The sequence below is a fragment of the Paenibacillus sp. GL_099_B genome (genome assembly GCF_057835695.1).
In genome coordinates this window covers 2,515,725-2,528,777 of sequence record NZ_CM174430.1, presented here as the reverse complement: position 1 = coordinate 2,528,777, position 13,053 = coordinate 2,515,725, and the positions used below count along the sequence as shown (strand labels likewise).

Below are 13,053 nucleotides of genomic sequence, written 5' to 3'. Positions count from 1 at the left end.
TTTTGATTCCCTTTTACAAAGGGGAAAATCCGGGGATAAAGGCGAACGCTCCGCTTCTTCAGGTTATTTCTGTTCTCTACGTTCTCATGTAAATGTTTAGTTCAATCTATATAGTCAGGTTATCCTGACTTAATACGCTCTTGCAAACACTACCGTGTGTTTCGCTTCTTCACCACAAGCCAGACACGTATGCTTTTCTTCCGCAGGCTGGAACGGAATGTTCCGGCTTGTTGCACCTGTTACTTCTCTTACTTTATCTTCGCAAGCATCTGAACCGCACCATCCAGCCAGTGTGAAACCGCGTTTGTTTTCCATCAATTCCTTCATCTCATCAAGCGTATCTACAGAGTAGAAGTTGTCCGACATAAACGTGCGAGCACGTTGCAGCATATCGGCTTGCACTTGAGTCAGCATAGTCTGGATTTCTTCCACTAGATTTGCTTGTTCAACAACTTTCTTCTCTCCAGTAATCCGGGAAACGAGAACACATACACCGTTCTCCATATCACGCGGACCAATTTCGAGACGAATCGGAACACCACGCATCTCATATTCGTTGAATTTCCAGCCTGGACGAACATCACTGCGATCATCCATTTTCACACGAATTCCCGCTTGTTTCAGTTCAGCGAACAACTCGTCCGCACGACCTACAACGGCCTCACGCGTTTTTGGCGGTCCAATTGGAATCATAACCACTTGTGTTGGTGCAACTTTAGGAGGAAGCACCAGACCACGGTCATCCCCGTGAACCATGATTAACGCACCGATCAGACGTGTGCTTGTTCCCCATGAAGTGGTGTGAGCCAGTTCCAGCACGTTGTTGCGGCTAAGATACTGAATCTCAAATGCTTTTGCAAAATTCGTACCCATATAATGAGAAGTTCCGGCTTGTACCGCACGTCCATCTTTCATCATCGCTTCGATGGAGAAGGTGTCTACAGCACCTGCAAACTTCTCGGATTTTGTTTTTTGACCTGTAATAACGGGAATTGCCAAATATTCTTCCACAACTTCGCGGTAGATTTCAAGCATTTTCATCGTCTCTTCACGTGCTTCTTCTTCTGTTTCATGCGCCGTATGGCCCTCTTGCCACAGGAACTCTGTTGTGCGAAGGAAAGGCAATGTTCTCTTCTCCCAGCGAACCACGTTAGCCCACTGGTTGATCAATACCGGGAGATCCCGGTAAGACTGAATCCACTTGGAGTACATGTGACCAATGATGGTTTCCGAGGTTGGGCGGATCGCCAGACGCTCTTCCAGCTTTTCTCCGCCTGCTTCCGTTACCCAAGGCAATTCGGGATTGAAGCCTTCAACATGTTCTTTTTCTTTTTGGAAAAAGCTCTCGGGAATGAACATCGGGAAGTAGGCATTACGATGACCCGTTTCACGGAAACGACGGTCCATCTCATCCTTAATGTGCTCCCAGATTTCGAAGCCGTCTGGTTTGAAAACAATACAACCGCGTACGGGTGAATAGTCCATGAGATCAGCTTTTTTAATAACATCAATGTACCAGCGTGAGAAATCCTCTCCCTGAGGTGTAATTTCAGTCACGAACTGTTTATCATTTTCCTTTGACATAAGACTCCAGCGTCCTCCCATAACGACTATCTCTGAATAGTCAGAGTGTAGTCAAACCATAATTATCCGTTAATTAATCGTAATATATCATTGTATGTTACAGCTAGCATCAGTACAAACAACATGGCGAATCCGACAAAATGAACCATGCCTTCCCGGTTGGGGTCAACGGGTCTGCCTCGCAGACCTTCAATTCCGAGGAACACAAGACGGCTTCCATCCAGTGCAGGAATCGGCAACAAGTTGAAAATACCCAGGTACAGGCTCAAAATAGCCGCCCATCTCGTCAACTGTTCAATCCCCTGCTTCGCAATTTGGCCTGTTACTTCAAAAGTACGAACAGGACCTCCAATATCATCCATGTTAAACTGATTGATCAGATGTTTGAAGCCTTCAAAGATGACTCTGGTTGTATCGACCATTGCAATTCCCGAAACCTTAAAGGTCTCCACAAATCCAACAGATCGGGTTGGGAGCGTAGGTACAATTCCAACTTTTCCACCCTCTTGTCCTTCTACGGCACGAGGTGTAATCGTTATATTAAACGTTTCATTCCCCCGACGCAGTGTCCATTCCATCGGTTTGTCTTTGGAATCGGCAATCATCGTCACCATTTTTTGCGAATCCGTACCAATAGCAGTACCATTGATCGTCTCAATGATATCTCCCTTTTGCAGGTTCGCTTGGTAGGCAGCTCCACCTTCAAGCACTTCACCAATCTCCAGATTTTTCGAATTCTCAACTGGAACCCCAGCCATCTGTGCATAGACTGCAAACAAAACAAATGCCAGAATGAAATTCATGAGTGGTCCGGCAAAAATCGCCATTGCCCGCTGACCCACCGTTTTACTGCCAAATTGGCGATCTTTCGGTGCAATCTGGGTTTGTTTTCCACGGCTTACCAACATCGCTTGCGGATGTATCCGGTACTGCTGAATTTCGCCATCCACATCGAGTTGCAATTTCAATGCATTCTCCATATCAATGGAGATCACTTCACCACGAATTACATTTTTGCGATTATCCAATTGATCGAGGTAGATCATTTTGACTTGGTCATCAGCCGACCTTACTGCAATGGTCTGACCTTCTTGAATTTCTACCAGTTCCGGGTCTTCCCCAGCCATACGTGCGTACCCGCCAAAAGGCAGCAGACGCAGTGTGAACTGGGTCTCGTTTCTTTTATATGAGAACAATTTGGGACCAAAACCGATCGCAAATTCCCGTACAAGAATACCGGCGCGTTTGGCAAAATAATAATGTCCCCATTCATGAACCGTCACGATGACAAAGAACATGAGCACCGTTAGAAATACCACTTGTATGGTTTCCAATCCCTATCCATCCTCCTTCACGGCACGAACCGCAGTCTGTCCCTTTAGATTATCATTATTCTCTGATGCCGCACAAGAGAATCACTTCTTCCATTTTATCTTGAAAAAAGAGATTACAGACTGAACGCAAGTTGACGGCTCTCCTGATCACATCTTGCGATTTCCTCCAGATCAGGCTCGTCCACATTGCGGTGTGCTTCCAGCACAGAAGCAATAATATCCTCTATTTTAAGGAACGAAATCTCTTTACGCAAGAAACGCGCTACGGCAACCTCGTTGGCTGCATTAAACGCCGTTGCTGCGGTTCCTCCCATTTTACCACACTCGTATGCCATTCTTAAACAAGGGAACCGTTCCATATCCATCTCACGGAAATGCAGCTTGCCCACTTGCGTTAGGGATAGACGTTGTGAAGGCGATGGTAAGCGGTCAGGATAGGTCAGTGCATACTGAATGGGAACACGCATGTCCGGATTGCCAAGCTGGGCAATAATGCTTGTATCATTAAACTCCACGTAGGAATGAATGATGCTCTCCGGGTGAAGCAACACATCAATCTGATCATAACTTAGTCCAAACAGCCAATGCGCTTCAATAACTTCCAGTCCTTTATTCACCATCGTCGCCGAGTCTATCGTAATCTTCGACCCCATCGACCAGTTGGGATGTTTGAGTGCATCTTCTACGGTAACTTCTTTGAGCTGTTCACGAGTCAAATCACGGAACGATCCTCCAGAAGCCGTAAGTGTAATTCCCATCACACTTTCACGAGGTTCACCATTCAAGCATTGGAAGATAGCCGAGTGCTCGCTATCCACAGGAAGAATCGGTACCCCCTTCGCAGCCGCTCTGGCAGTAACAATATGTCCCGCTGTAATTAGCGTCTCTTTGTTAGCCAGCCCGATCTGTTTGCCTGCATCAATAGCAGCCAGGGTCGACTCAAGCCCAACACTCCCCATTACAGCAGTAACAACCGTATCTGCATCCGTTCCGGCAGCAACCTCCACCAGTCCTTCTTTGCCATAAAAGAGCTGCGTTTCCACAGGTAAGTGCGGTGCCACGGTCTCTGCTAGCTCCTTTGAGCCAACTGATACCTTTTTGGGTCGATAACGCTTCGCTTGATCAATCAGCAGCTCTATATTGCTCCCAGCAGCCAGTCCCTCTACTTGAAAGCGTTCGGGATGCATATCGACTACATCCAGTGTCTGAGTTCCAATGGAACCGGTTGACCCGAGAATCGCAATTTTTTTCATGCTGCACCTCATCTTTATTTATCCAATGCCTATGACGAATAGTTCGTCATATGGCTTGTGCTCATTTTTAATAGGGCAGAAGCATTAGTATATGTACGAATGGAAAAACGACAATCCAGCTGTCGCATCGATCCAGAATACCGCCATGCCCCGGTAACAAAGTGCCGGAATCTTTGATGTTATACACACGTTTGTAAGCAGATTGAATCAGATCTCCCATCTGTCCTACAACCGCGCATGCAATCCCAATCCATACCGCTCTTTGCCAAGACAACAAGCCGTCTGACACCCATGCAAAAACAACAGAAGTGACTATCGCGATCACAATACCACCCAGCGCACCTTCCACCGTTTTGTTAGGGCTGATCGAAGGCCAAAGTTTGTTCTTCCCGATAAGTTTCCCTACAAAATAGGCACCAGCATCACTTGCCCATATGGAACCTAGCAGCAGAAACGTCCAAAACAACCCATGATGCAAATTTCTGGATTCCGCGATGTAATAAAAACCGATTCCAATATACATTACTCCCAGAAAGAGCATGGCTACTGTATTCACAGGAATCTTGTTTTTAGTTACAACAGAGGCCGTCATTAACAAAAGCATCACAAGCCAGCCGATCTGGAATAACGTTAGCGGTCTGGCTTCCCAAACCATTTCCCAAGGAAACACAATCGCAAAGATACCTGCATAACCGATTAGGGCTACACCTGAAAAAGGCTGTACCCCGGTCATTTTCACAAATTCATAATAACCGATGAGAGCCATAAGCAATACCAAGCCATGGTACCAGGGTCCGCCCAGCATGCAAAAACCCAAAAACAACACACCTGCTATGATTCCTGTCGTTAATCGCTGTTTCAACGGCTTCATCCTCCATCTATTTCAAACCGCCGTAACGCCTTGTTCTGCGCTGATATTCGGCTACTGCTTCAAGCAAATGCTTTTTGCCAAATTCGGGCCAGTATATATCCGTAAACCATAATTCGCTATATGCAAGCTGCCAAAGCATGAAATTGCTTAATCTCAACTCTCCGCTCGTCCGGATCAGCAAATCCGGATCAGGCATATCCCCAGTGAGCATATGTCTGTCAATGAGTTCAGGCGTAATGTCGTCTGCCGATAGTTCCCCCGACTTTACCTGCAGAGCGATCTGTTTGACACAGTCCGTCATTTCGCGACGACTTCCGTAGTTCATTGCAAAATTCAAAACAAGCCCTGTGTTATGTTCCGTAAGACGAATAGCTTCACGCAAAGCATTAATGGTATGGGAAGGCAAGTGCTCCTCCTGGCCCATCATACGGATGCGTACATTTTTTTCTATAAGCTCATCCAGCTCTATCGCCAAAAATTCCTGCGGAAGCCGCATCAGAAAATCCACTTCTTCTTTTGGACGCGTCCAGTTTTCTGTCGAAAAAGCGTACATCGTCAGATATTTGATGCCCAGTTCATCCGCCGCGATGGTCGCACGTTTGACCGCCTTCATCCCATTCTGGTGGCCAGCTATTCGTGGGAGACCCAAACGTTTCGCCCATCGTCCATTGCCGTCCATAATGATGGCGACGTGCTGCGGGATATTATCCTCGGATATAGTCAGCGTTTCCTGCTTGTCAGCCCCATTCCACCACGACCGAACCCGTTTGATCATTCCTGTTCCTCCAAAATCCCTGAAGTTTCTTCACCTGAAGCTTGGAAAAAGAGACAAAACCCCACCGTATTGGAGGGGCTGCGCTTGTCTTACACTTCCATGATTTCTTTTTCTTTGGCAGCGAGTACCTTATCGACTTCAGCAATAAACTTGTCGGTCGATTTTTGGATGTCGTCTTGATGTCTCCGGGACTCGTCCTCGGAAATGTCTGACTTCTCCATTTTTTTAATATCATCATTCGCATCACGGCGAATATTACGAATGGCTACTTTACCTTCTTCACCGAACTTTTTTGTCAACTTCACAAGTTCTGATCTGCGTTCTTCCGTAAGTGCTGGAATGGACAGACGAATCATGGTTCCGTCGTTCGCTGGCGTAAGGCCAAGATCGGATTTCATAATCGCACGCTCAATGTCCCCCATGGAGGATTTATCCCACGGCTGGATCATCAGTGTCCGGGAATCCGGTGTACTGATATTAGCCAATTGGTTGAGCGGAGTCATTGCACCGTAATACTCCACTTGAATCCGGTCTAGAAGAGCCGGAGTTGCACGACCTGCACGCAAAGTGGCAAGATCACGTCGTAACGCTTGAATCGCTTTGTCCATACGTTCTTCGGCATGTTTTTTAACCGCTTGTGGCATTAATCTACACTCCCTTTAACGATTGTCCCAATGCGTTCACCAAGAACAACACGTTTGATGTTACCTTGTTCCGTAATGGCAAATACGATCAACGGAATGTTGTTGTCCTTACACAGCGAGGACGCCGTTGAGTCCATTACACCAAGATCTTTGTTAAGTATATCCATGTAAGTCAACTGATCAAACTTGACAGCCGTGCTGTCTTTAAACGGATCTGCTGAGTATACACCATCAACTTTATTTTTGGCCATCAAGATGACTTCTGCTTCGATCTCTGCTGCGCGCAGTGCTGCTGTTGTATCGGTGGAGAAGAACGGGTTACCTGTACCTGCTGCAAAAATAACGACCCGGCCTTTCTCCAAATGACGAATAGCTCTACGACGAATATAAGGCTCTGCAATTTGTTGCATGGCAATCGATGTCTGTACGCGTGTAGGCACTTCAATCTGTTCCAGTGCATCTTGCAGGGCGAGCGAGTTCATAACCGTCGCCAGCATCCCCATATAATCGGCAGTTGCTCTGTCGATGCCGTTTTCGCTACCGGCAATTCCGCGCCAGATGTTTCCGCCGCCGCACACGATAGCAACCTGTACACCTAGTTCAACTACTTCTTTTACTTGCTGGGCAATCGACGAGATCGTCTCTGCATCAATACCGTAGCCATTTTGACCGGAAAGAGACTCTCCGCTGACCTTTAAGACAACACGTTTAAATACTGGCTGTTCCAATTATTCACCCTCCACTTTGAATTGAACACCCTCGGCGTTCAACCAACAAAACTTCTCGCGCATGGCCTCCTGCTTAAAAAGAAAGGAACACAGTTGTGTTCCGCTCTTTTAGGAAAAACGTTCAACCGGTAAGGCATTGTTTTCCTGGGATATAAGGGAGTAGCGCTTCGAAGTTTCATCATTCTTATATCTTCGAAAATCGTTTTTCTTGCCGGTTTGAAAAACCGTCTTATTTGTTTACTTGGGACATAACTTCTTCTACGAAGTTGTCTACTTTTTTCTCAAGACCTTCACCCAGTTCGTAACGAACGAAACGACGGATGGAGATGTTTTCACCGATTTGGCTAACTTTTTCGTTCAACAGTTGGGAGATCGTTTTGTCTGGATCTTTAACAAAAGGTTGCTCCAACAGGCAGAACTCTTCGTAATACTTACCGATACGGCCTTCAACCATTTTCTCAACGATTTTTTCTGGTTTGCCTTCGTTCAGAGCTTGAGCTTTCAAGATTTCTTTCTCTTTTTCCAGTTCTTCAGTGGAAACTTCTTCACGAGTAACAAATTTCGGGTTCGCTGCTGCGATTTGCATAGCGATGTCCTTAACGAACTCTTTGAATTGGTCTGTTTTACCAACGAAGTCAGTTTCACAGTTAACTTCTACCAGTACACCAATACGGCCACCAGCGTGGATATAAGATTCTACAACGCCTTCAGTTGCTGCACGGCCAGCTTTGCTTGCTGCTGCTGAAAGACCTTTTTCACGAAGCAATTCAGCTGCTTTCGTGATGTCACCGTTCGCTTCTTCCAGTGCTTTTTTGCAATCGAGCATACCTGCGCCCGTTTTTTCACGGAGTTCTTTTACTGCACTCGCATTAACTGCCATTATTAATTCCCTCCAAAAATAAGTAATTGTACGTACACTCTAAAAAAAGGGCAGTGAGAGGTTATCCACCTACCAACCACCCTTTTCATTTAATTTATTAGATATGTTCGAATCTATTAAGCGGAAGTTTCTTCGCCTTGGTTAGCTTCGATAACGGCATCAGCCATTTTACCTGTCAACAGCTTAACAGCGCGAATTGCGTCGTCGTTACCCGGAATAACATAATCGATCTCATCCGGATCGCAGTTAGTATCAACGATACCTACAATTGGGATACCCAATTTGCGAGCTTCCGCAACAGCGATACGCTCTTTGCGTGGATCGATGATGAACAGGGCGCTTGGCAGGCCTTTCATATTTTTAATACCGCCGAGGAATTTCTCCAGACGATCTTTCTCTTTGCGAAGCAAGATTACTTCTTTTTTAGGCAATACAGCGAAAGTACCGTCTTCTTCCCAAGCTTCCAACTGTTTCAAACGATCAATACGTTTTTGAATAGTTGAGAAGTTAGTCAGGGTACCGCCAAGCCAACGTTGGTTAATGTAGAATTGACCAGCGCGTTCAGCTTCTTCTTTAACGGAATCTTGAGCTTGTTTCTTAGTACCCACGAAAAGAATTTTACCATTCTCTCCTGCGATTCCTTTAACGAAGTTGTAAGCCTCTTCGACTTTTTTCACTGTCTTTTGCAAGTCAATGATATAAATTCCGTTTCTTTCAGTGAAGATATAACGATCCATTTTTGGGTTCCAACGACGAGTTTGGTGACCGAAGTGTACCCCAGCTTCGAGAAGCTGCTTCATGGAGATTACTGCCATCTTCACACACCTCCTAATATGGTTTTATTGTGTCCTCCGCCGGCATCATTTTTCGCCAAGACTCTCCATCAGGAAAGCACCCTCAACAAAATTAGCACATGCGTGTGTTTTAACACCGTTATCTAATATAGCATAACTGATTGCCTGATGCAACAGTCTTTCAAAGCAAATTTCCGTTCCTTCATGGCGACACAAAACTTGTCATTATTTATACAAAAAAAACCGCCCTGCCTGAGCGCACTCAGTTTGACGGTTCTTTTGTAATCTTGGCAATAATGGATTTGAAACTTTCGCCTTTTTCCAAGTCATAGGTGCCGACTTGTATTTTGGTATTAATTCGCTCTGCTCTGCCCGCCTTTATAAAAGCTTGCGCGCTATCGACAATACCGGCTTTCTCCAAATTCCCCGCCACAATGGCCAGACTGTTGCCTGAACGTACTTTGAAAGATACGGTAGCCGCAACTTCGGGACTGTTAGGAGTTGACGGCTCGATCGTCTCTGGCTGAGTGACTTCGTTCTGTTTGTCGTTTTCATTGTTGACAGGTTGCTTTGGATTGTCGGGTTGCTCCGGTTTCACAGCAGACTCTGTGGCTTCAGGTGCCGTTGCCGTTTTTCCCAGTAGTTCACTGCTTTCCTGTTTCTTCTTATTTACCCACTCAGCCTCTGTATACAGCTCATCATCAGAAGCTACAAGCTTCATATCCATGCTCTTGGCGGCCGCTTCCAGCTGTTCCTTCGTCAGGTTGGCTGTAGCCAGCTCGGGGTCGAGACTACTCTCAGACAATGCGTTTTGTCCAACCGTTGCCAGCTGCAGCAATACCGCACCAACAATCATGCCACTTCCAAGTCCAATCCATAAGGAGCGCTTGTCCATCTGTTAGCTCTCCTCCCGTTCTGCCAGCTGCAAAATCAGCTGTACTTCTCCACGTTGTATGCCCGTCTGCTTGGCAATAGCATCCACTGACTTTCCTTCGGCATATAAATTAAACAACTCTGCATATCGGTCCTTAATGGATTCACGTAGAGGCGTAGATTCTTGTTCAGAGGTCTGCTCTTCTGCTTCTGAAACCTGTTGGGCCGAATCTGCTCGCACACTGTCTACAAGCGCTTGAGCTTGCAATCCGCTTGTGCTATGTACCGGAATTATATTGGAGGATGCGTCTGCTTCTGTCGTTTTACTTTCTTCCAGTTGATCCAGCCTCCGCTGTAATTCCTGAAGCTGTGATTGCATACGCTGATCTGCCGCCGTCGCCTCACCCTTCATTTCAGCAACACGCTGAATGAGAGCATCATTGTCGTTTTCTATCTCAGCCATATAATGTTCAAGCGTAGATTCCATCTCTTGCACCAGGTGATGCCCAGGCTCCTGCACTTTGTTTTTCTTGGGCATGATAAGCGCATATGCAATTGCGCAGGCTCCTAATATGACAATAATGATCCATGGTGACAAATTGGGTTCTCTCCTTTTAATGCAGCCATCGGTGCTCAAGACTACATGTGAGTCACATGTCATCCATTACAACGACAGGTCAATATGTTTTCCTTTGTATGGATGCTCGGCAGGTTTGACAGTTTCCAGCGCTGAAGTAGCTTCAGGTTCGTTGGAGCCGCTCTGCTGCTCTTTGTTTCTAGATTGACCATCGCGTACATCTGTGTGCGCTGTTTCATCCAGTGCCTCGCTTCGTTGCCTTGCTTCATTTGCTTCTTTGGCCGTTTGTTCCGCTAGCAGGTTCTGGTCAATGACCGGTCTCTGCTGAGCTTCACTCTGATAACGCCCCGCCTCACTTGTTCTAGGTACGGCAATCTGCAACTCAACCGCTTTGAAACTCATACGCTCACCTCACGGTATCGAATGGATTTCTTCATGTGCTTGAATGCTGTACTTAAACGAATGGGACCATCGATATATCCCCATCATGATAATAAAAAGATATTCGACTCACCGGATCTTTAATAAATTTGGTGTATCTGCCGATAACTATTCTAGAGCCACCATAAATCATCTTATGAATATCGACGCGAGCCCTGCTTGTATCTTCAAGTACCTTCTCAATTTCAAAGATACGTGTTTTGGTTTCCTCGCTAAGACGAAGGGCAGATTTTTGTGTAGCACTCAGTTTGATCCGCATGGACATTTTATCCGGGCTCAGTTGGCCTGCAGCAGCTAACTGATCCAGTAATGTCAAAGCTTTTTTTGTTTTATCCAAAGCATCCATCTGCTCCCTGACTTCCTTACGCAAGTCATTCAGCTCATTACGGAGCTTAGGCAATACGCCTACTTCAATGGAAGTCACAGTAGACATGCTGTTGCCGACGACGCGTGCTGAGACGTTTTCACCAGCCTGGATCGACCCGCCAACGATAAGTCCTTTTGTGCCTTCACAGATTACTGCATTACCTGCACGAATCGTGGAATGCATAATACTTTGAGATACAAGGACATTTTCAGCCGCATCGACGTTACCTTCTTGAATAAAGGTACATTTCACGTTATGTCCAGCTTGTATAAGCCCTTTGTTATAACCAATAATACCGCCGGTAATTTCGACAGAGCCACCTGCTTCCAGCTCCGCTCCCTCGACACCTCCGACGACACGAATATCCCCCGCCGCTTTTACTTTAAATCCGGTAAGCACATTGCCGCGAATGACAACTGTACCCACAAAATCGATGTTACCGGTGTTATAATCCACATCGCCATTGATCTCGTATACCGGAAACACATTCAATTTGTTGCCGTCTGTTTTGGTAACCAATCCATCCAGAGCGGCATACATCGCAGATCCATCAGGGTTAACGACAACATTTTTCCCCACTTTGAAGCGTGCTTCTTTCCCTGGACGAAACGGTATTTCTTCACCTGTTACAGCCCTACCCACCGTGCCATCCACAGGAGGAATTCGTTCGGCAATAATTTGACCTGTTCTAACATTGTTTAAGCGAGTCACTTCTTTGTAATCAACTTTTCCGTCCTCTGCCTCCAGAGGGCGCCGTTCATTGGAATCGTCCATGCCCACCAGCACTTTAATAAAGCCATTAGTTCCCGGTACTGGTTTAATACCTTCGGCAATCTTGTATCGATCCTTCACATACCTCTCAGGATGACTCACAAAAACAAGCAACGCTTCGCGCAGCACACCAAACTTAATACCCTGACTCGCTATATATTTCTCGAGCTCATCCGGTGTACTGGCAAAACCTTCTTCCTGTTTGGAAAATTCAAGGTAGGCCGTACTTTTATCATCTGATAAAACAATGCTCAAACTCTGTTCCAAAACAGTCCGCTGTGTCAATGCATTTCTTCCCCCTTTTAGACTTTCCACTCCCCAATATCCCAGTTAAAGCTCTCTATTCATATATTAATATATTAATCTTTACGCATAAGCAAGTCTTTTTGTTTATCCAGCGTTCCACGTAACCGTAAAATGGCCTTTGAGTGCAGCTGCGAGATACGTGACGGAGAAAGAGACATTACCTCAGCAATTTCACTAAGAGACAGATCTTCATAATATAATAGTGAAACAACTGTTCTCTCTTTGACCGTCAATTTCTCAAGCCCTTGCACCAAAGCTTCTTTTAAATAGAATTCATTTACTTTATAATCCGGGTTTTTGGCTTTTTCGTCGACCATTAATGAGAGTCGAGTCTCGGACTCTTCTTCCCGGATCGGGTCTTCAAGAGAGCAAAGCGACATAACTGCCACTTCCTGAAGCATATGTTGAAAGTCTTTCGTCGACACGTCGAGATACTGACTCATTTCTTCATCACTAACAGAACGCAAATACGTCTGCTCCAGTTGCTGGTAAGCATCTTCAATCCGCTTTGCTTTCTCCCGCACGGAGCGAGGCACCCAATCTCCCTGACGCAAACCATCAAGGATCGCACCACGGACCCGCCAGGATGCGTACGTCTCAAATTGCAGACCACGTTCATAGTCAAATTTCTCCAACGCATCAATCAATCCCATGACTCCATTGCTCTCCAGATCATCTTTCGGGACATTTTTGGGCAGACCGACAGCCAAACGCCCGGATACATAGTTTACAATATGAAGATACTTTTCGATCAAACTTTTCTTGGCTTCAAGATCGCCTTGTTCTTTCCACTTTTCCCACAAATCAGCGTGGTTCAAATGTGAAGCTTTACGCTCGTTCAATTGCTTTCACCCT

14 protein-coding genes are annotated in these 13,053 nt (G+C 45.9%); all 14 read right to left on the bottom strand.

The genetic code is table 11. The features are described 5' to 3' along the window. Nucleotides 1-129: 129 nt before the first annotated feature. Entirely contained in the window at nucleotides 130-1,584 is a 1,455-nt protein-coding gene (gene proS / locus AC3ITG_RS11810) for a proline--tRNA ligase (RefSeq protein WP_413377525.1), read from the bottom strand. A 62-nt stretch (nucleotides 1,585-1,646) separates the two neighbouring features. Then, entirely contained in the window at nucleotides 1,647-2,918 is a 1,272-nt protein-coding gene (rseP, locus tag AC3ITG_RS11805; protein ID WP_489253803.1) for an RIP metalloprotease RseP, read from the bottom strand. A gap of 113 nt (nucleotides 2,919-3,031) precedes the next feature. Then, complete coding sequence (locus AC3ITG_RS11800) at nucleotides 3,032-4,171, bottom strand: 1-deoxy-D-xylulose-5-phosphate reductoisomerase (protein ID WP_489253802.1); 1,140 nt, start codon at nucleotides 4,169-4,171, stop codon at nucleotides 3,032-3,034. 67 nt (nucleotides 4,172-4,238) lie between these two features. After that, complete coding sequence (locus AC3ITG_RS11795; protein WP_489253801.1) at nucleotides 4,239-5,033, bottom strand: phosphatidate cytidylyltransferase; 795 nt, start codon at nucleotides 5,031-5,033, stop codon at nucleotides 4,239-4,241. A gap of 16 nt (nucleotides 5,034-5,049) precedes the next feature. Then, complete coding sequence (gene uppS, locus AC3ITG_RS11790) at nucleotides 5,050-5,817, bottom strand: undecaprenyl pyrophosphate synthase (RefSeq protein ID WP_063566384.1); 768 nt, start codon at nucleotides 5,815-5,817, stop codon at nucleotides 5,050-5,052. A gap of 89 nt (nucleotides 5,818-5,906) precedes the next feature. Continuing rightward, entirely contained in the window at nucleotides 5,907-6,461 is a 555-nt protein-coding gene (gene frr, locus AC3ITG_RS11785; protein ID WP_053783820.1) for a ribosome recycling factor, read from the bottom strand. After that, nucleotides 6,461-7,189, bottom strand: a complete 729-nt coding sequence (pyrH, locus tag AC3ITG_RS11780; RefSeq protein WP_024630245.1) for a UMP kinase — start codon at nucleotides 7,187-7,189, stop codon at nucleotides 6,461-6,463. The genes frr and pyrH overlap by 1 nt, the downstream gene beginning before the upstream one ends. Before the next feature lie 229 nt (nucleotides 7,190-7,418). Further along, nucleotides 7,419-8,069, bottom strand: a complete 651-nt coding sequence (gene tsf, locus AC3ITG_RS11775) for a translation elongation factor Ts (RefSeq protein WP_413377519.1) — start codon at nucleotides 8,067-8,069, stop codon at nucleotides 7,419-7,421. 116 nt (nucleotides 8,070-8,185) lie between these two features. Further along, on the bottom strand, nucleotides 8,186-8,884 hold the full coding sequence (gene rpsB, locus AC3ITG_RS11770; RefSeq protein WP_413377517.1) for a 30S ribosomal protein S2: 699 nt from the start codon (nucleotides 8,882-8,884) through the stop codon (nucleotides 8,186-8,188). A 241-nt stretch (nucleotides 8,885-9,125) separates the two neighbouring features. Further along, on the bottom strand, nucleotides 9,126-9,758 hold the full coding sequence (locus AC3ITG_RS11765) for a hypothetical protein (RefSeq protein ID WP_489253800.1): 633 nt from the start codon (nucleotides 9,756-9,758) through the stop codon (nucleotides 9,126-9,128). Nucleotides 9,759-9,761: 3 nt separating this feature from the next. Beyond that, nucleotides 9,762-10,334: a DUF6115 domain-containing protein gene (locus tag AC3ITG_RS11760; protein ID WP_063566387.1), complete on the bottom strand. Its 573-nt coding sequence runs from the start codon at nucleotides 10,332-10,334 to the stop codon at nucleotides 9,762-9,764. 66 nt (nucleotides 10,335-10,400) lie between these two features. Further along, the gene (locus tag AC3ITG_RS11755) at nucleotides 10,401-10,715 is read right to left on the bottom strand and encodes a hypothetical protein (RefSeq protein WP_489253799.1); all 315 of its coding nucleotides are present in this window, start codon (nucleotides 10,713-10,715) and stop codon (nucleotides 10,401-10,403) included. A gap of 52 nt (nucleotides 10,716-10,767) precedes the next feature. Further along, on the bottom strand, nucleotides 10,768-12,177 hold the full coding sequence (locus AC3ITG_RS11750; protein ID WP_489253798.1) for a flagellar assembly protein A: 1,410 nt from the start codon (nucleotides 12,175-12,177) through the stop codon (nucleotides 10,768-10,770). Between the two features lie 74 nt (nucleotides 12,178-12,251). Beyond that, entirely contained in the window at nucleotides 12,252-13,040 is a 789-nt protein-coding gene (locus AC3ITG_RS11745) for a FliA/WhiG family RNA polymerase sigma factor (protein ID WP_072732409.1), read from the bottom strand. Nucleotides 13,041-13,053 lie beyond the last annotated feature (13 nt).

Bases quoted from the DNA above. Each gene is read 5' to 3' on its own strand.
- proS (WP_413377525.1), bottom strand. From the start codon at position 1,584: ATGTCAAAGGAAAATGATAAACAGTTCGTGACTGAAATTACACCTCAG.
- AC3ITG_RS11800 (WP_489253802.1), bottom strand. From the start codon at position 4,171: ATGAAAAAAATTGCGATTCTCGGGTCAACCGGTTCCATTGGAACTCAG.
- uppS (WP_063566384.1), bottom strand. From the start codon at position 5,817: ATGATCAAACGGGTTCGGTCGTGGTGGAATGGGGCTGACAAGCAGGAA.
- frr (WP_053783820.1), bottom strand. From the start codon at position 6,461: ATGCCACAAGCGGTTAAAAAACATGCCGAAGAACGTATGGACAAAGCG.
- tsf (WP_413377519.1), bottom strand. From the start codon at position 8,069: ATGGCAGTTAATGCGAGTGCAGTAAAAGAACTCCGTGAAAAAACGGGC.
- rpsB (WP_413377517.1), bottom strand. From the start codon at position 8,884: ATGGCAGTAATCTCCATGAAGCAGCTTCTCGAAGCTGGGGTACACTTC.
- AC3ITG_RS11765 (WP_489253800.1), bottom strand. From the start codon at position 9,758: ATGGACAAGCGCTCCTTATGGATTGGACTTGGAAGTGGCATGATTGTT.
- AC3ITG_RS11755 (WP_489253799.1), bottom strand. From the start codon at position 10,715: ATGAGTTTCAAAGCGGTTGAGTTGCAGATTGCCGTACCTAGAACAAGT.